This is a genomic window from Pseudoalteromonas sp. TAE56, from assembly GCF_000497955.1.
GTDB lineage: Bacteria > Pseudomonadota > Gammaproteobacteria > Enterobacterales > Alteromonadaceae > Pseudoalteromonas.
Window position 1 is genome coordinate 1 of record NZ_AUTN01000149.1, and the last position, 19,314, is coordinate 19,314.

General features: G+C 39.3%; 14 protein-coding genes and 1 pseudogene. 13 read left to right on the forward strand and 2 right to left on the reverse strand.

What is annotated here, in order from left to right; translation table 11 throughout:
- Positions 1 to 798: 798 nt before the first annotated feature.
- The 5 genes from L656_RS0119080 (at position 799) to L656_RS0119100 (ending at position 7,982) form a co-directional block, all read left to right on the forward strand.
- Complete coding sequence (locus L656_RS0119080) at positions 799 to 1,593, forward strand: VOC family protein (protein WP_024600385.1); 795 nt, start codon at positions 799 to 801, stop codon at positions 1,591 to 1,593.
- Between the two features lie 86 nt (positions 1,594 to 1,679).
- On the forward strand, positions 1,680 to 2,042 hold the full coding sequence (locus L656_RS0119085; RefSeq protein ID WP_024600386.1) for a hypothetical protein: 363 nt from the start codon (positions 1,680 to 1,682) through the stop codon (positions 2,040 to 2,042).
- Entirely contained in the window at positions 2,039 to 4,372 is a 2,334-nt protein-coding gene (locus tag L656_RS0119090) for a fatty acid cis/trans isomerase (protein WP_024600387.1), read from the forward strand. The genes L656_RS0119085 and L656_RS0119090 overlap by 4 nt, the downstream gene beginning before the upstream one ends.
- A gap of 127 nt (positions 4,373 to 4,499) precedes the next feature.
- On the forward strand, positions 4,500 to 6,227 hold the full coding sequence (locus L656_RS0119095; protein ID WP_024600388.1) for a response regulator: 1,728 nt from the start codon (positions 4,500 to 4,502) through the stop codon (positions 6,225 to 6,227).
- Positions 6,228 to 6,572: 345 nt separating this feature from the next.
- The gene (locus L656_RS0119100) at positions 6,573 to 7,982 is read left to right on the forward strand and encodes an ATP-binding cassette domain-containing protein (RefSeq protein ID WP_024600389.1); all 1,410 of its coding nucleotides are present in this window, start codon (positions 6,573 to 6,575) and stop codon (positions 7,980 to 7,982) included.
- Between the two features lie 47 nt (positions 7,983 to 8,029).
- Here L656_RS0119100 and L656_RS0119105 read toward each other — a convergent pair whose 3' ends face one another.
- Positions 8,030 to 8,908: a TraB/GumN family protein gene (locus L656_RS0119105; protein WP_024600390.1), complete on the reverse strand. Its 879-nt coding sequence runs from the start codon at positions 8,906 to 8,908 to the stop codon at positions 8,030 to 8,032.
- A 716-nt stretch (positions 8,909 to 9,624) separates the two neighbouring features.
- Here L656_RS0119105 and ilvG point away from each other — a divergent pair.
- The 8 genes and pseudogenes from ilvG to L656_RS0119145 all read left to right on the forward strand — a co-directional run bounded on the left by ilvG (position 9,625) and on the right by L656_RS0119145 (position 18,740).
- A complete protein-coding gene (gene ilvG, locus L656_RS0119110; RefSeq protein ID WP_024600391.1) occupies positions 9,625 to 11,274 on the forward strand; it encodes an acetolactate synthase 2 catalytic subunit in 1,650 nt (549 codons plus the stop codon).
- Entirely contained in the window at positions 11,271 to 11,516 is a 246-nt protein-coding gene (gene ilvM / locus L656_RS0119115; RefSeq protein WP_024600392.1) for an acetolactate synthase 2 small subunit, read from the forward strand. Before ilvG ends, ilvM begins: the two co-directional genes overlap by 4 nt.
- Positions 11,517 to 11,619: 103 nt before the next feature.
- On the forward strand, positions 11,620 to 13,476 hold the full coding sequence (ilvD, locus tag L656_RS0119120; protein ID WP_024600393.1) for a dihydroxy-acid dehydratase: 1,857 nt from the start codon (positions 11,620 to 11,622) through the stop codon (positions 13,474 to 13,476).
- 2 nt (positions 13,477 to 13,478) lie between these two features.
- Positions 13,479 to 15,032: a threonine ammonia-lyase, biosynthetic gene (gene ilvA, locus L656_RS0119125; protein ID WP_024600394.1), complete on the forward strand. Its 1,554-nt coding sequence runs from the start codon at positions 13,479 to 13,481 to the stop codon at positions 15,030 to 15,032.
- Between the two features lie 147 nt (positions 15,033 to 15,179).
- Entirely contained in the window at positions 15,180 to 16,163 is a 984-nt protein-coding gene (locus L656_RS0119130) for an ABC transporter substrate-binding protein (protein ID WP_033037225.1), read from the forward strand.
- A 61-nt stretch (positions 16,164 to 16,224) separates the two neighbouring features.
- Complete coding sequence (locus L656_RS0119135; RefSeq protein WP_024600396.1) at positions 16,225 to 17,400, forward strand: methyltransferase; 1,176 nt, start codon at positions 16,225 to 16,227, stop codon at positions 17,398 to 17,400.
- Positions 17,401 to 17,430: 30 nt separating this feature from the next.
- Positions 17,431 to 18,091, forward strand: a pseudogene (gene can / locus L656_RS01000000122440) (carbonate dehydratase).
- A 4-nt stretch (positions 18,092 to 18,095) separates the two neighbouring features.
- Positions 18,096 to 18,740 carry an NAD(P)H-binding protein gene (locus L656_RS0119145; protein WP_024600397.1) on the forward strand — a complete coding sequence of 215 codons (645 nt, stop codon included), beginning with the start codon at positions 18,096 to 18,098 and terminating at the stop codon, positions 18,738 to 18,740.
- A gap of 218 nt (positions 18,741 to 18,958) precedes the next feature.
- Here the strand turns inward: L656_RS0119145 and ubiK are convergent, their stop codons facing one another.
- Entirely contained in the window at positions 18,959 to 19,222 is a 264-nt protein-coding gene (ubiK, locus tag L656_RS0119150) for a ubiquinone biosynthesis accessory factor UbiK (protein WP_024600398.1), read from the reverse strand.
- Positions 19,223 to 19,314 lie beyond the last annotated feature (92 nt).

The following is a 19,314-nucleotide window of genomic DNA, read 5'->3' on the forward strand; positions in this document are numbered from 1 at the left end:
TCGGGCTTTTTTACGTCTGCAGAAAAGTAAAATGCGCGCAATTAATAGACACTCACATTAACATCCATCGCGTAGGGCGGGCGAGCGTAGTGACTCCTGACGCTAAAATTATGTTTAATCACACCAAAATCACTCAATATCTCTGCACGCCGATAAGTATGTAGCATTTGCTAGGTGACTTTTTACCGCTGTGGGCACTACGACATCCTACTGCGTAGCGCACCGACTTCACATTGTAGAAAGCCCGATTCGAAAGAGTCGGGCTTTTTTACGTCTGCAGAAAAGTAAAATGCGCACAATTGATAGACTCTTACACCAACACTCATTACGTAGGGCGGGTGCAACGACTTCTGGCGCTAGAATCACACCAAAATCACTCAATATCTCTGCACGCCGATAAGTATGTAGCATTTCACTGTGACTTTTTACCGCTGTGGGCACTACGACATTCTACTGTGTAGGGCACCGACTTCAAATCATAGAGAGCCCGAATCTAACGATTTGAGCTTTTTACGTCTGCAAAAAATTGATTCATGGATTCCTCTAGAACGAAGAACTTCTTAGTAAATCATTTATATCAATCAGCAATAATATTTAACCAATTTGAGGGTTTAAACCTGACGCTAAATGCGTTAAAAACCTCATATATGAAACAACTGAATAACGAATTTTTTGCCCTTCTTTTATCGACTCCGCTTAGTTATTGCTCTAATCTCAATTTATGATCTGTTCAATTATGTAGTTTATAAAATGTGACAGAGCTCGTTTAGATAAAATTAGAATAATAAGGGTTTAACAATGAGTGAAATTGATAATCATCCGCATGGTATTTTTTGTTGGTCAGAACTTTGTACGCACAATTGGAAAGATGGTAAGGCGTTTTATACATCATTATTTGATTGGGGATATGACGATCAACCTATTGGAGAAAACATATACTACACCATGCTACAAAAGCAAGGTGATGATATAGCCGCTATGTATGAAATGCCTAAAGAGCAAATTAGTGCAGGGATCCCAAGTCATTGGTTGGCTTACATTGCCGTCGATAATGTTGATGACTGTGCGCTAAAAGCAAAAGAACTGGGTGCTGAAGTTATTGCAGGTCCTCATGATGTTATGAATGCAGGCCGAATGTTGATGCTAAAAGATCCTGTAGGTGCAATTGTAGCGTTATGGCAAGGCAATGAGCATAAAGGTTGTAAGCACTTAGGTGAATTAAATACATCTTATTGGCATGAGTTAGCAACCAGAGATAGTAAAGTAAGTAGAGACTTTTACTGTACTTTACTAGGCTGGGAAAGTGAAATAAAACCAATGGAAGGTATGGACTACACTTTATTCTTAGTGGATGGACAGCCAATTGCTGGCATGCTTGAAATGACAAATGAGTGGCCCGAAGATATTCCTGCTCATTGGATGATTTATTTTGCAGTAGAGAGCTGCGATACAGCAGTAAATAAAGCCGCTAGCTTAGGTGGGCAAGTATGTGTTCCTGCAACAGATATCCCCGATGTTGGTCGTTTTAGTGTTATATGCGACCCTCAAGGTGCTGTATTTTCGGTGATCGAATCTGTTATGGATGACGTTTAAACAACTACATTAGCTTTAGCGTTAATTTACTCGTTAGTTTGCTATAATACGCGCCAATTAAATCGTCAGAAAGTGCAGAGAACGCAATGGAATTTGAACAAGATAGCAATTTAACCCTTCCTTTATTTCTATTAGATGAATCATTAAGCTCTAGAGATTTAGAGCAGCCTGATTTTGAAATATCAATTGGACTTGATGATGAGTTACTTGCTCAAATTTGCCAAAATCCAAGTGAAGATAGCAGTGTAGCTATTACCGTTAGTGGTTATGAATTGCTTATAACGGATTCTCTGTATTTAAGTATATTAGAGCAAGAGCATGATGCGCAGATAACATTAACGCATGGACCTCTTTTAAGTATTGTTTTAAATACTGAAGGTCAGAAAACATTCGTTTCTCCTCAAATGGATATGATGCCCACCTTTGATTTAGGTGACGAGGACGAATGAAAAAAATAATAATAAGTACATTTGTATTAATTATCCTTAGTGGTTGTGCTTACCTAGGTAATGCGCATTACGATGATTTATTTGGACCTGAACAAGCGCAAGAGCGTATCGTTCCACATTCTACTCTTGCTGGAGCTGATTTTTTACAAAATGTAAAACCAGTACTCGATACCCGCTGCGTCGTCTGCCATGGTTGTTATGACGCACCTTGCCAGCTTAAGCTCTCATCCCCTGAAGGTATTGATCGAGGTTTGAGTAAAGAGCTTGTTTACGATGGAACTCGTTTATTGGCAACGACCCCAAGCCGTCTATTGTTTGATGCAACCAATACACAGCAATGGCGAGAAAAAAACTTTACCCCAGTGCTAAATGAGCGCGTGCAAAGTGAAGAAGCTAACTTAGCGGGTAGCGTTTTATTTAATAGTTTAGTGCTAAAGCAAAGTTATGAATTACCAGCTAATGAGGTTTTAGATGATGAATTTGATTTTTCATTAGGGCGTTCGCAAACCTGTGCGACAATGGGAGAGTTTGACCGATTAGCTGATGAGCAACCTCATGGTGGTATGCCTTATGGCTTACCTGGGGTTTCGCGCGAAGAGTTTAATCATTTGCAGAACTGGCTTAAAAGTGGCGGTAAAATGTCACACGTTAAGCCTCCAAGTGAATATGATCAGAATAAAATAAAGGGCTGGGAGGCCTTTTTAAATCAAGATAATTTAAAGTATCAGTTATCAGCACGTTATATTTATGAGCATTGGTTTTTAGCCCATATTTATTTTACATCAGAGAACCCACAAAGCTTTTTTAAACTCGTTCGCTCAAGTACGCCTCCTGGTGAGACAATAAAGTTAATAAATACGCGTCGTCCATATGACGATCCTAAAGTTAGCCGTGTTTATTATCGCTTTATGCAAGAGCGTACAACAATACTTTCTAAAACGCATTTACCGCTTGAGCTTAATGAAGCTAAGTTACTGCGTTTATACGAGCAGTTTATTGCGCCAGATTATACTGTCACGCAAATGCCTAGCTATAAAGCAGAGTCGGCTTCTAATCCTTTTAAAACCTTCGAAGTGATCCCTATTAAGTCTAAATATCAGTTTATGCTTGATGAGTCTGAGCTTATTATTATGGGCTTTATAAAGGGGCCTGTTTGTCGTGGTCAGATTGCTTTAAATGTTATAAACGATCACTTTTGGGTGGCATTTGCTGATCCTGATAAGGTTGCGACTCCTGCTGTAGGAGAAATGCTAATGCAACATGAGGAAGCGTTAGAACTTCCTGCTGCAGAAGAAAGTAATGCGTTACCTATTTCTAGCTGGGTTAAATATTCAGTTCGTGAGAAAAAATATTTACAGGCAAAAGTTGAGCTTGCTAACGAAATGTTCAAAGGTGGTGAGCATCTTACAACTGACTTGCTTTGGAAAGGTGATGGGCATAATAAAAATGCTGCGCTGACTATTTTCCGCCATTTTGATAGTGCAACTGTTGTTAAAGGTTTTATTGGTCAAGAGCCTAAAACCACGTGGATACTTGATTATGCGTTATTTGAACGTATTCATTATTTGCTTGTGGCAGGCTTTGATGTATACGGAAATATAGGCCATCAATTGGTTACACGTTTATATATGGATTTTTTACGTTTAGAGGGAGAGCAAAACTTTTTAGCTCTATTACCTGAGCACAAGCGTAATCAAATCAAAAAGCAGTGGTACCGTAATTCACCACCTGACTTATCTAAGTTCTTTAAAAGCAATCGTGAATTTAGCCAGCCAAGTGGTATTAACTATGAAACTGATGATCCACAGCATGAGCTATATACCTTGATGAAAGAAGCCTTAGCGCCTGTATTAAGTGAGCAATATGATTATACTAAAGTTTCTAAAGAGTTAAGTATAATAAATAACATGCCAGCAAAAGCGATCAATTTATTACCACAATTGTCTTTTGTATTAGTTAAGCAAGCCGATAATAGTCATAAGGCTTACACCATTATCCATCATAACGCGCACTACAATATATCTAGTTTATTAAACGAAGATGGGCAGCGTGCTTATAATGAAGATACAGCTACAATAGTTCCCGGCTTTATTGGAGATTACCCGGCGTCTATTTGGTATTTAAATAATGAGCAACAAGTGAATGCTTTTGCTGAGCAATTACCAATGATGCAAATTGAAGCTGATTATCGCGCTTTAAAAAGTAAATATGGTATTCGCCGCACTCACCCACAGTTTTGGCAATACAGCGATATATTGCACGAAACGGCTAAAAAATATCGAGGTATAGAATATGGAATGTTTGACTATAATCGATTAGAGAACCGTTAACGCTTACCTTAATATGCCCAGTTTTTGCTGGGCTTTTTATTGCTTATTAACTTAAAAACATAATTACTCTAACTGATTTTTTGTTTTATAAAATTAGTCTACACTTAAATAAAGAACAGGCTGTTGCATGTTCGATATTATTAAAAGTGTTAGAAAGCGATATCGATGGGCGTTATTGACTATTGCTCTTCTAATCAGTGGTTCTGCTCTATTGTTACAATATAGCTTCTCCGTTCAAAAATACGATGCAAAAGTTATTAATATTGCTGGTAAGCAAAGAATGCTGTCGCAAAAAATAGCGTGGCATAGCAATGCCATACTCAACATTAGTAATTACTCACCACTTCATACTGAATCGCTTGAGAAATCTCTCAATACATTTAAAAAATCCCACCAAACATTATTAACAAAAAATTCTGATGGTGAATACATTTATTTAGATTCAGCATTAGTGGATTTATATTTTGGTACAACTACTGGCTTGGATAAGACCGTATTAGAATATGTAGAACAAACTGAGAGGCTTTTGTATCAAAAAGGTGAGGTAAACCAGTCTCTCTTTTCAATAGAGCATGTTGAAATGCTATTAGCTAAGCTTGACAAAGCGGTCAGCTTATTCGAGTCCCAAGCTGTTAAAAAAATAAACAGGGTCATCAATATAGAGATATTATGCTGGTTATTGGCAATGGCGTTGCTACTTGTTGAGCTAAGGTTTGTTTTTATGCCAATGGAAAAAGAGGTTTCAGATACGCTTATAAAACTAAAAAAACAAAAAGATTTTGTTCATCAAACAAGCCAAAATAAAGAGCACTTTATTGCCAGAGCAAGTCACGAATTCAGAACTCCTTTGCAGGGTCTTATAACATCTATTGAAGAACTAGAGGTTTCTGATGCACAGCAAAGTGTGAAAATCCAAGCCAATTATTGCGCACTTAGGTTAATAACCATATTAGATGAGCTGCAAGACTTGCAAGCTTTAAGCGCTGGTAAGTGGGTACCGCATTTTAAAAATGAAAACCTTCTAGAGTCGTGTAATAAAGTACTAATGGCTTACGAGCATGCTTGTCAGCAAAAAGGTCTTAAACTAGTTAGTTATTTAGATGACTCGTTAAATTTTGTCTGTAAATTGGATCATCAACGGTTTCAGCACACATTAACAGAGTTAATTAGTAACGCTATTAAGTTTACGACTGAAGGTGAAATTACTGTATCTGCTAAGCTCTTTAATGACGAGCTGTGTGTAACGGTAAGTGATACTGGCTGTGGTTTTTCGAAAGAGATTACTGAGCTTGAATTTGATTCATTTAAACAAACAAACCACTTCCAAGGGTTAAGAACAGGCCTGACTCGAGTTCAGTATGTTGTAAAAGCTTTGCACGGCGAAATTACTTTTAAAAATAATGAAGTCCATGGAGCGTTGGTATCGTTGAGTTTACCAATAATCGTCAGTAAAGATTTCCCAGAATCTCGTAAAATAAATAACAAACTAAAATGTTTAGTTGTAGAAGATAACCCATTAAATACCATGTTATTGACCAGAATACTTACTTTGTTAAATTTAACCTATGATTGCGCTGAAAATGGCCAAGTGGCGTGCGACATGGTATGTAAAAATCACTACGATATTATTTTTATGGACTTAAATATGCCAGTAATGGATGGGTTTGAGGCGATTAAAAAAATACGCTCTGAACTTAATAAGGTAACGCCAATTATTGTTATAACAGCAAATACCTCACAAAAAGATATGGAGCGAGTTTATAAATACGGGGCTAACCTTCATATTCATAAACCAATAAATAAACAAGCAATTGAAGATGCATTAAATAGTATTAGCGTTGCTAGGGCGTGTTGATCTTTGGTAGTTGAATTTGCAGCAGACTGTTTGGTTTTTAGGCAAGGCAGAGCCTATGTAGCGTGGTTATTCCCCATAAATAGGCGATAACGCAGCATAAATACCAAACATGCGCTGCCCATTGGGTTCTTTCTAGGGACGATTAACTCTTTGTTACTCGGTTTTGACTTAGCCCACTAGGTTACAAACCTCGCGCCGCGATTTAATCGCCCCTAGATTGAACAAATTTCAATCCACAAAGATCAATACGCCCTAGTGAAATAAATTAATTTTGCAGATAACAAGCTTGCTAAGCACTTTTAATATACGTTAACTTGCTGTTTTAAGGTTTATTAGGAAAAGTTAGTGCAGTCAATTACGCTTGAGCAATTTAATGGTTATTTACAAGGGCAAGGTAAAAGCCGTTACGATATATGCAACCTAGATTGGCAAGTGAACCTAGGAGAGCATTGGTTGCTTTTAGGTGCTAATGGAGCGGGTAAATCTGCTCTGACAGCTGCGTTAATCGGTGAGGCTAAGTGCGAAACTGGTAAGCGTATAAGTAGTATTAATAAGCTTATGCTCGTGTCTTCTGATTCGCATAAACAGTTACTAGCTCAAGAATTAGAGCATGAAAAGCACACCCTCGTTAAAGACCTTATTTTTACAGGGCATAGTAATAATGATGAGTTATTAGCGCAGCTAATAGAATTATTTAAATTTAGCTCATTACTAAATAGGCATTTTAGAGACCTTTCAACGGGAGAAACTCGTAAACTCCTACTTATAAAAGCACTCAGCTCCCATAGTGAGTTAGTCGTGCTTGATGAGCCATTTCATGGACTCGACGTACAATCTTGCCAGCAGCTTAATAAAATACTCATAGAACTTAGCCAAACTATTACTTTTGTTTTTGTACTAAACCGCCTAGACGAAATCCCTTCATTCATTACTCACTATGGTTATGTAAACCAAGGTTACTTGTTACATACTTTGGCAAAGCCAGGCAGTGAGCAATTGAGTGATTTACTAAAACTACTTCATTTAGAACATACCTCATTAGATGTGCCATCTCATGATACCGAACAAGAGCAAAAGGCATTCACCGGTAATACCTTAGTTAAATTGAGTAATGCTAAAGTTAGTTATAGTGACGTAAGCATATTCAAAAATCTCAATTGGACTATAAAAAAGCATCAGCATTGGCAGCTCAGTGGAGCGAACGGTTCAGGCAAAACATGCTTATTAAATTTAATAACAGGTGATAACCCACAGTGTTATAACAATGACATTGAAGTGTTCGGTTTTAAACGTGGAACAGGGGAGAGTATTTGGGATATAAAACAGCATATTGGTTTTATATCTAACGCGCTACATATGGATTACCGCGTAAGTATATCGGCTTTAAATACTGTTATTTCAGGATTTTACGACAGCATAGGTTTATATCAAAAACCGAGCGACGCACAAATTAATATTGCTCAACAGTGGTTGGCATTTATTGGTTTAAGTGATAAACAAAATACCTCATTCACCCAGCTTTCGTACGGCGATCAACGTATGCTGTTAATTGTGCGGGCTATGGTAAAGCATCCTACACTACTTATTTTAGATGAACCTTGCTTAGGCTTAGATGAAGCAAACAGGCAACGTGTACTGCTATTAATAGAGAAGATTTGTGCTGCCAATACAAGTACTGTGATTTATGTAAATCATCATGCGGCAGACAAAATTAAAGGGATAGAGAGCTACTTAAAAATGGAAGACTTTCATTAAAAACTCAGAGAAAGGTTGAGCGAAAACTCACTCAACCCATTTTTATTTTAAAGACGAGTAACGCTAAAGCCTTTATCTCGAAGTTGTTTAAGTAACCCGTGTTTTTCAGGTAAATGCAGGGCGCCTACAGCAATAAATAGCTGCTCGTTTGCTAAGCGCGGTGTGAGTTGTTTAACCCAATTATTATTGCGGTTAGTTAGCATTACTTGCTCGCTAATTTCACCGTAATTACTGTCATCAAAACTCATGTTGTAGTAATCAGTTAGTGTGTCCATGTCACCGCTTTTCCATGCATTAACTAACTTGATAAAGTAAGTATTAATATCGGCTAGTTGCTCAAAGGTTTCTTCAATCATTTCATTGCTTAATAGCGCCATACCATCAAACATTTGTAGTTGTTGCTCTAGGGTTTCAAGCTCGCCAATTTTAATATTATGCTCTTTAGCATAACTAAGCACTTGCTTATCTATGCCGGTTTTATCCGAATAACCTGCATTTTGAAATTCAATTTGCATCATAGTCACCATAACAGCCCAAGGCTTTAAGCCATTAAACATAGCAATATCAATCGACTTTTTAGCAAAGTAATCTTTTAACTTGGTATAATTTTGTTTTGAAAGCTCAGTTTGCAACGTTTTACCGTCACTTAGCATCATAAATGGCATTGAGCGCTGCTGCATTTCAAGGGGAGTAAGTTTGCTTATATCAACTTCAACAATCACTTCTTTGCTTGCACTAATTGCATCGGTTACATTTTTAGGTAAGCCTTTCATGCTGGCATCACCAACGTGTACAGTGCCAAACAAGTAAGAGCTGACGCCATTTTTTTCTATTTTATATAAAGCAGGAGCTGCATAGCTGTTAAGGCTAAATGTTATAAGTAATGCCACAATAAAAAAGTGGCTAACACGGATAAGAGCATTCATGGTTTGTCCTTAAAATCTCAAAATTAGTAGTGTAAATACTAACCTAAATTTTCTTCAGAGGTAACGTTAATATCAACGTTAGCGTATTGCTTTCGGTATTACTGGCCGTAATAGTAAAGCCATTTAAGTTACATAAGCTCTACAGTTAGGCTAATTACGCTCATGTTTAGGCTCGTTAAAAATAACAACGCCATGCTATGCAACAACACTTAAGAGACGCTTAAGAGAACCTACGCATTACCTGAAGGTGATAAATAATTTTATTTATAAAAATATTCTCAAAAATTAATCAAACCTTAAATAAGGGATATAAGAATAGTGAATTTCTGAGATTAAAATTAGAGCATAAAAAAACCACTACTAACTTATATAGTGAATTTTAAAACCTGATAAATTGTGTTTTAGTCTTTTTGTTAGATTAACTTTGGTGTTGACTTAAAGGGCCTAGCGCGGTACTAATATAAAAAGAGAGCGAAGGAATAACCTTCGCGATAATTGAACAAAATTTGGTATTAATTACATGCTTACAAACGCACTTAACCTAGTCCTGATTATTATCGTGGTGATTATTCCCGCGAGGGCTTCGTAGTGCTTTAAAAACTTAAGCATTAAAGAGCCCTCCGCACTTAACCGTTCGGAGGGCTTTTTAGTTTTAAGGGTAAAATTTTTAGCGTAAAAATGTAATTGGGTTGTCACTGAGGAATGAGGGTTTATTAATGACAGGCGCAGAACTAACAATCGACTTATTGGCCAAACACGGCGTAAATGAAGTATTTGGCTACCCAGGCGGAGCTATTATGCCAATTTACGATGCGCTGTATGGCGCGCCAGTCAAACATTACCTTACTCGCCATGAGCAAGGTGCAGGGTTTGCAGCTGTTGGTTATGCTCGCAGTACGCGTAAATTAGGTGTGTGTTTTGCAACATCGGGCCCAGGTGCAACTAACCTAATAACCGCTCTTGCCGATGCAATGATGGATTCAGTGCCATTATTGGCGATCACCGGCCAAGTGCCTACTGCAGCTATTGGTTCAGATGCATTTCAAGAAATAGATGTATTAGGTATGTCGCTTTCGTGTACTAAGCACAGCTACATGGTAGAACGAGCGGAAGACTTAGCAGAAATACTACAAGAAGCTATCCATTTAGCGCAAAGCGGTCGTCCAGGTCCTGTACTTGTCGATATCCCTAAAGATATTCAAATGGCGCAAGTACCTTTTAAACCTTGGCTTGCGGCTGATGAATACTTACCTGAGTTAGATTTAAAGCAAGTTGCTATTGCTAATCAATTGTTGAGTGAGGCTAAACAGCCTGTAGCGTATGTAGGTGGCGGCGTACAAGCCGCCGATGCGCAAGAAGAGCTAATGCAGTTTTTAAATAAAACGCAGATGCCTGCTGTATCAACACTTAAAGCATTAGGCAGTGTATTACCTGACTACGAGCACTACTTAGGCATGCTTGGTATGCATGGAACTCAATCTGCTAATATTGCAGTGCAGGAATGTGATGTACTTGTGTGTATAGGTGCGCGCTTTGATGACCGCGTAACGGGTAACTTAGCTAAATTTGCAGCTAAAGCTAAAGTAATTCATTTAGATATTGATGCCGCTGAAGTAGGTAAGCGTAAACCAGCTAAAGCTTCATTAATTGCTGATTTAAAAACCTCTTTACCCGCACTTGAGTGCTTTGTAACACCTAAAGCGTGGTGTGACACAAACAAAGAAATGAATATTAAGCACGCGTGGCGTTACGACTACCCGGGTGAAAAGGTTTATGCACCGTACTTATTAAACCAACTGAGCCAACGCATGCCAAAAACTGGTGTTGTGTGTTGCGATGTGGGTCAGCACCAAATGTGGGTAGCACAGCACATGAAGTTTAGCCACCCGAGTAATCATTTAAGCAGTGGTGGCGCTGGCACAATGGGCTTTGGTTTACCGGCCGCTATTGGCGCACAAGTAGCACGCCCTGATGACTTTGTTATTACTGTGTCGGGCGATGGTTCAATAATGATGAATATTCAAGAATTAGCCACTATTCGCCGTAATAATTTACCTGTAAAAATATTAATTTTAGATAACCAACGCTTGGGTATGGTTCGCCAATGGCAGGAACTATTTTTTGATGGCCGTTACTCTGAAACTAACCTTTCGGATAACCCTGACTTTGTTCAATTAGCTGCAGTATTTGGTATTCCAGGGCAAACAATTACCCATGCAAACCAAGTTGATGATGCTATTACTGCATTAGTAAACAGCAAAGGTCCGTACATAGTACATGCCTGTATTGATGATAAAGAAAATGTTTGGCCACTTGTACCACCTGGGGCTGCTAACGACGAAATGATGACGGAGAAAGCAAAATGAAACATAGCCTAACTATTGCATTAAAAAGCCAAAGTATAGCGGTAGAGCGCTTTTTACGAGTGGTGCGTCATCGTGGTTTTGACCTTACGCATTTTCAACTCAATATAGATGATGGGTTATACAATGTAGCCATGACGGTAGATAGTGATAAACCTATTCACCTATTAACAAGCCAGCTAAATAAGCTAGTGGATGTTAAAGAAGTCACTTTACAAAATTTACAGCACCAACAGGCTGTGTAATTACGAATTAAAAAATAATTTACGAGTAACTGAGACACTCAGTTATTTACCAATTTTAGAATGAGGAATGCCCGCTTTTATTGCGGCAAAAACAGAGGTAACTATGGCTAAATTAAGAAGTGCAACAACAACTGAAGGACGTAAACGTGCAGGCGCAAGAGCATTATGGCGCGCAACAGGTATGACAGACTCTGATTTTGGTAAACCGATTATTGCCGTAGTTAACTCGTTTACACAATTTGTACCAGGACATGTACACCTTAATCAGCTTAGTGAACTTATGGGTGAGACAATAACCCAAGCCGGTGGCGTTCCTAAAGAATTTAATACCATTGCGATTGATGATGGTATTGCGATGGGACACGGCGGTATGCTTTATTCGCTGCCTTCGCGCGATTTAATTGCTGATTCGGTTGAGTACATGGTAAATGGTCACTGCGCCGATGCTATGATCTGTATTTCAAACTGCGACAAAATCACTCCAGGGATGATGCTTGCAGCACTACGCTTAAACATACCGGTAATATTTGTATCGGGCGGTCCAATGGAAGCGGGTAAAACTAAGCTTGCTAACATCGATATTAAACTTGATTTAGTTGATGCCATGGTTAAAGGCGCTGATGAATCGGTAAGTGATGCAGATTCAGAGCAAGTAGAGCGTTCTGCGTGTCCTACATGTGGTTCGTGTTCAGGTATGTTTACTGCAAATTCAATGAACTGTTTGTTAGAGGCAATAGGCTTAGCACTTCCGGGTAACGGTACCACGCTTGCCACTCATAAAGACCGTAAACAACTGTATGTTGAAGCGGGTGCTCGTATTGTTGATTTATGTCGTGAGTATTATCAAAAAGATAATCAAGATGTATTGCCACGCGCTATTGCCAATAAAACAGCCTTTATGAATGCAATGGTTGTTGATATTGCAATGGGCGGCTCGTCAAATACCGTATTACATTTACTCGCTGCAGCGCAAGAAGCGGGCGTTGATTTTGATATGTCGCACATTGATGCGCTTTCTCGTAAAACACCGTTTTTATGTAAAGTTGCACCAGCAACACCAGAGTACCATATTGAAGATGTCCACCGTGCTGGTGGCATGATGGCAGTTGTTCGCGAACTTGGTAAAGCGGGTTTAGTTGATATGTCGGTTAATCATGTCGCTGGGTCAACGATGGCTGAGCTTGTTAAAAAATGGGATGCAACAGACCCAACTAACGAAGCTGCGCGCAAGTTTTATCGTGCGGGTCCTGCGGGCATTCGTACAACTAAAGCAATGAGCCAAGAGTGTCGTTGGGATGAAGGCGATAATGACCGTGTGAATGGGTGTATTCGAAGCGTTGAACACGCTTATCGCCAAGACGGTGGTTTGGCTGTGCTATCGGGCAACCTAGCCGTTGATGGGTGTGTTGTGAAAAGTGCAGGTGTCGTTGATGAAATGCTGCATTTTGAAGGCACCGCAGTGGTGTACGAATCACAAGATGATTCGGTAGAAGGTATTTTAAATAATGAAGTAAAAGCCGGTGATGTAGTGGTTATTCGTTATGAAGGACCAAAAGGCGGTCCTGGTATGCAAGAAATGCTATACCCAACAAGCTACTTAAAATCGAAAGGCTTAGCTGAAAAGTGTGCCCTTATTACGGATGGTCGCTTTTCGGGTGGTACGTCAGGTTTATCAATTGGTCACGTGTCGCCAGAAGCGGCAAGTGGTGGTGCAATTGCTTATGTTGAAAATGGCGATAAAATCATTATTGATATCGCAACACGCGAAATCACTTTAGCGCTAAGCGATGAAGAACTTGAGGCGCGTAAACAAAAGCAATTAGCACGCGGGAAAATGGCGTACAAACCAGTTGATCGTGAGCGCTATGTGTCGTCTGCTTTAAAAGCCTATGCATTACTTGCAACGAGTGCCGATAAAGGCGCTGTGCGCGATTTAGCTAAATTGGAGGCGCTTAGTTAATTATGGTCTCTCAAGAGCTCGATTATTTTCGCGCTATTATTCAAGCAAACATGGAGCCTTTGGCTAAAGTTACTGAGGTCAGCGAAATGGCTGAACTCAGTAAAAAGCTAGGTAACCATGTTTGGTTAAAGCGTGAAGACCAACAGCCCGTGTATTCGTTTAAATTACGCGGTGCCTATAACAAATTAAATAAATTACCTAAAGGCTCGGTGGTTATCACTGCCTCTGCGGGTAATCATGCTCAAGGGGTTGCATTAAGTGCATCTCACCTTGGGCATCAAGCAACTATTGTAATGCCAGTAACAACACCTGAAATAAAAGTCAGCGCAGTCCGTGCACTTGGCGGTGAAGTTGTATTACATGGCCATCATTTTGATGCAGCAAAAGCATATGCGCTTGAGCTTACAGAGCAGCGTAACGGTATATTTGTCCCACCATTTGATGACCCAGACGTTATTGTTGGTCAAGGCACTGTAGCACGTGAATTAATGCAGCAATTAAACGAGCTTGATGCTGTGTTTATTCCTGTTGGCGGTGGTGGTTTACTTGCTGGTATGGCGGTTTACATTAAATCGTTGCGTCCAGATATAAAAGTAATTGGCGTAGAAGCTGACGAAAGTGCATGTTTACAAGCAGCACTTGAAGCCGGTAAGCCAGTAGAGCTTGATCGCGTTGGTAGTTTTGCCGATGGCGTAGCGGTTAAAATTATTGGCACTGAAACGTTTCGTTTAGCGCAAAAGTTTTGTGATGAGGTTGTTACAGTAACTAGCGACGAAATATGTGCAGCCATGCAGGATATTTTTGTATCTACGCGTGCAATTGCAGAACCATCAGGTGCCCTTGCAACAGCTGGGCTTAAAAAGTGGAGTCAGCAATCGGGATTAAAAGGGTTGCACTTAGCCGCTGTTTTATCGGGTGCTAATTTAAACTTTGATCGTTTGCGTTATGTAGCAGAGCGCACTGCGTTGGGTGAAAAAAACGAAGCGTTATTAGCTGTTACTATTAAAGAAGAAAAAGGCAGCTTTAAGCAGTTTTGTGCTTCTTTAGGTGGTCGTGCTATTACTGAGTTTAACTACCGCTATGCAGGACCTGGTGAAGCGCAGATATTTGTAGGTATTGCCCTGCGCCAAGGCGAGCAAGAGCTTAATGAGCTAAAGCAAGACTTAACAAGTAACGATTATCAATTTTGCGATCTATCAGACAACGAACTCGCTAAATTACATGTGCGCTACATGGTTGGGGGCAAAGCGCCAGAGCAATTACATGAACGTCTACTTCGCTTTGAGTTTCCTGAATATCCGGGCGCACTTGCACGCTTTTTAGATACTTTAGGCAGTAATTGGAACATTACCTTGTTTCATTATCGTAATCACGGTGGTTCTATGGGGAATGTACTAGCCGGTTTTGCTATTGAGCCGAGTCAGTATGAGATGTTTAACGAGCATTTAAATCGCTTAGGTTACAGTGTACAAGATGAAACACAAAACCCGTGTTTTACTCAATTTTTAACATCAAAACCGCAAGCAGAAAAAGTCGAAAAACTCGCCTCAGTATAACCCTTCCTTAAAGGCAGGCACCTAACTAGGGTGCTTGCTTTATCACACGTTTTACATATAGTTACAGGTAATCGTCATGCTTTTGAGGACACCTCGTTGCTATTTAAAGGATTAATCATTGGATTGTGCTTTTTTTGCAGCCACATAATGGCGCAAGAATCAGTTACATTACAGTTAAAATGGACACATCAATTTCAGTTTGCCGGTTATTATATGGCAAAGCAAAAAGGTTTTTATAATGATGTTGGCCTTGATGTCACCATTAAACAAGCTAATCCAATGAAACCTGATACTTTTGGTCCTGTTGCAAGTGGTGAAGCGCAATTTGGCGTAGGGCATTCTGGTATTTTGCAGCAGCGCATTAATGGTCAGCCTCTTGTTGCTATGGCTGCTTTACTGCAGTTTTCACCTTATTGCTGGATGGTAAAAGACACCTCTGATATTTTTCACCCACGTGACTTCGTTAATAAGCGTATTACAGCGGTGAGTCTAAAAGATAGCACCGAGTTACTTGTTATGCTTAAACGCAGTGGTGTAGGAGTAGGTAATCTCAAAGTTTACGATGGCGAGAATCCAGCTCAGGCTTGGATTGAAAACAAACTAGATGCTATGCAAGTGTATGTTACTACAGAGCCTTATTATATGACTCAGCAAGGCGTAGCCCATCGGCTTGTTTGCCCACAGCGATATGGAATGGACGTGTATAGCGACATTTTATTTACCAGCGAAAACATGCTTAAGAAAAATCCGCAAACGGTCGAAAAATTCTACCAAGCGAGCCTAAAAGGTTGGCGCTATGCAATGATGAATATGGATGAAGCCATTGCAGTCACCCAGCAAAACTATGCACCGAGCAAAAGCTTTCATCAGCTCGCCTTTGAGGCTGAAGTACTAAAAAGTTATATAACTCCACCCACCACTAGTTTAGGGCATATGTCGATAGCAAAATGGCGCTTAATTGCTGACTTATATGGCATACAGCAAAACGAATTTGACGAAGTAAAATCTCACTTTATTTATAAATACCAAGAACCCGAAAAGATGCAATTATCTTGGATGCTCATAGCCGCTATTTTGGTAAGTGTTATTTCAATACCTTTGTATTTACGGCTGATTTTTAGCCAAAAATAACTGCTTAATGAGAACTCACTGAGCTGATATAATTAATTGTCTTTTTATTTTTTAAGCTGTTATGACTTTAGCCGAGCAATTTTTTGCACTTGATTCACTTTTAATGAGCCATCGTCAGTATTGGCAGTGCACCGCGTTTGATTTTGACACTATTCCTTGGCCAGAGCTGCAAGGCATGCTTAACGAACTAACTGATGATCAGGTAACCGTTCTTGATAACGATCAAAATCAGCTATACAAATTTTTTAGCCAACACATAAACCAACTTGATGAACTTGCTAAGCTGTGTGAGTTACCTAGCTCTGCACACTCTCGAGTCGACTATCCATTTTGGATAAGTAACGGGATTAAAGGTCGTAAGTTTGATCAGTTACAAGATTTTGTATCTGCATTACCTACTACTAAGCAACCGGTTTTAGAGTGGTGTGCTGGTAAAGGGCACTTAGGGCGAATGCTTGCTTTTAATGGCGCAAGTAATGTGCATAGTATTGAGCTGCAACAAAGCTTATGCGAGCAAGGGCAAAAAAGTGCACAGCAACAAGGCTTAGCAATGCATTTTAGCCAAGCTGATGTATTAAAAGACGATATCACTCAATTTTTTAATGCTGATATGCATGCCGTAGCGCTACACGCATGTGGTGGTTTGCACCAAGCATTTATGCGCCAAGCAAGTTTAGCGAAAGTTCAACAAATTAGCTTTTCACCTTGTTGCTATCATTTATTTACGGCTAATGAGTACCGTGCAATGAGTGAGGTTGCAAATCAAAGCAAGCTTAACCTAACGCATCGCGATTTAAAGCTCGCATTACAAGAAACCGTTACAGCACCTTCTCGCCTGGAAAAAGTACGCAAAACAGAACTAGAATGGCGGCTTGGTTTTGACGCACTTAGAAAATCGATTACTGGCGAGCAATATTATGTAAGCGTACCTTCGGTTAACAAAGCTATATTCTCAGATTCGTTTAAATCATTTTGTGCATGGGCTGCAGACAAAAAGGCAATAAACCTACCGCAAGATACTGATTATAATAAATATTTAGGTGTTGGGGTTGCTCGAAAAAAAATAACTGACCGAGTTGAACTGGTTCGACATGTGTTCAGAAGGGCAATTGAGGTTTGGCTTGTGCTCGATCGTGCTTTATATTTGCAACAGCAAGGCTATCAGGTGAGTGTGAATACTTTTTGTGAAAAGCAGTTAACGCCTCGTAATATTTTGATTCTTGCTAATATCCATTAAATTTCCGTCCTCGACTTAATAAGAGATGCAATGAGAAAGTTAAAAAATTTATTCGATAACAATAAACGTTGGGCTGCACGTACAAGCGAAGCTGATCCTGAGTTTTTTAAAATTTTATCAATGCAACAAAATCCAGAGTATCTATGGATTGGTTGTTCAGACTCTCGTGTACCTGCTAATCAAATAGTTGATTTATTACCAGGCGAATTATTTGTACATCGTAACGTTGCTAACGTGGTTGTACACACTGACCATAACTGTTTGTCGGTTATGCAGTACGCTGTAGAGGTTTTAAAAGTAAAACATATCATGGTAGTAGGTCACTATGGCTGTGGTGGNACAAGCCGTTTTAAACAATGCAAAATTCGGCTTTATTGATAATTGGCTACGCCACGTAGGGGATGTAAAAGAAAAGCATCTTGAACAACTTGATGCAATGCCAGAAAGCGAACGTTTAAGCCGCCTTATTGAGCTAAATGTAATTGAGCAAGTACGTAATGTATGCCGTACTAACATCGTGCAAGATGCGTGGGAACGCGGCCAAGAGCTAAGCGTTCATGGTTGGGTTTATGGTTTAGAAAACGGCCATCTTCATGATTTAGAATCTGTAGTAACGTGCGCGAGTGAAGAAACGCAAAGCTACAAAAAAGCAGTGCAGCACGTACTTAATAAAGTGGGCGAAAATAAATAAATTTATGACTAAAACGGCGATATTAATAGGTGCTACAGGTTTGGTCGGTAATGAGTTGCTACACAAGCTACTTAATAGCGATCGTTATACCAAAGTGGTTACGTTAAGTCGTCGGGCTTTGCCTATTACACACGCAAAGCTAGTTAATCACGTTATTGATTTTGAAAAATTAACTCAATACGTTGAGCTTTTTAAAGGTGACGTATTGTTTTCGTGTTTGGGTACAACCCGTAAACGGGCGGGCTCTACACAAGCTCAGCGTAAAGTAGATTTTGATTATCAGTTTATAGCGGCGCAGTTAGCGGCATGTAATGGTGTTACGCATTACTGCTTAGTGTCATCAAGCGGGGCGAACACGCACAGTAATAGTGCTTATTTGAAAATGAAGGGTGAGCTTGAGCAACATATTAAAGCACTCCCTTTTGATAAAATAAGTATTTTACAACCGTCTTTATTATTAGGTGATCGTGAGCAATTTAGAGTGGCAGAAAAGATAGGCAGTATTATTTTTCCTGTTGTTACACGATTTGCGTTTTTAAAGCGTTACAAACCAATAACTGGCGAGCAAGTTGCGCAAAAAATGCTGAGTGTGAGTTTAGCGCAGCAGGTTAAGTTATCTTACTATGTACTTGATGAGCTATTTGAATAAACTTAGTAAAGCGCAAAAAGGCAGCCTAAGCTGCCTTTTTTGTACATTAAATTAATACCAATTTTATTAAAAACATGATCATTCTAGCGTATTAAATAACTCACTAACTACGTTAAAAATTATTTATATAGAACAACTATGTATCATAATTTTAGCCTTGTTATAGAGCTATTTCCTTATCGCTATAATAGATCACTAATTTAATGCAATTGGTATAATTATTCAGCGTCAGTTTTAGTGCTAAGTTGTTGCTCAAGTAAGGCAACTTTAGCTTCAAGCTCAGTTAACTTTTCGCGAGTACGAATAAGTACTTGGCTTTGCACATCAAATTCTTCACGGCTCACAAAGTCCATCTCAGCAAGCTTGTTTTGTAAAACTTGCTTTGTTTTACCTTCGAGTGTGTCTGCTAGGTTTTTTACACCTTGTGGCATATTGCTAGTAATTTGCTTAGCAATTTCTTCAAGTTTTGCTGGGTTGATCATAATTGTCCCTTCGATGCGGCCTAAAATAATAATAACTAATATTACCTTATACCCACGGTATTTAACACATGATCATCTTTACCTTAATTAAT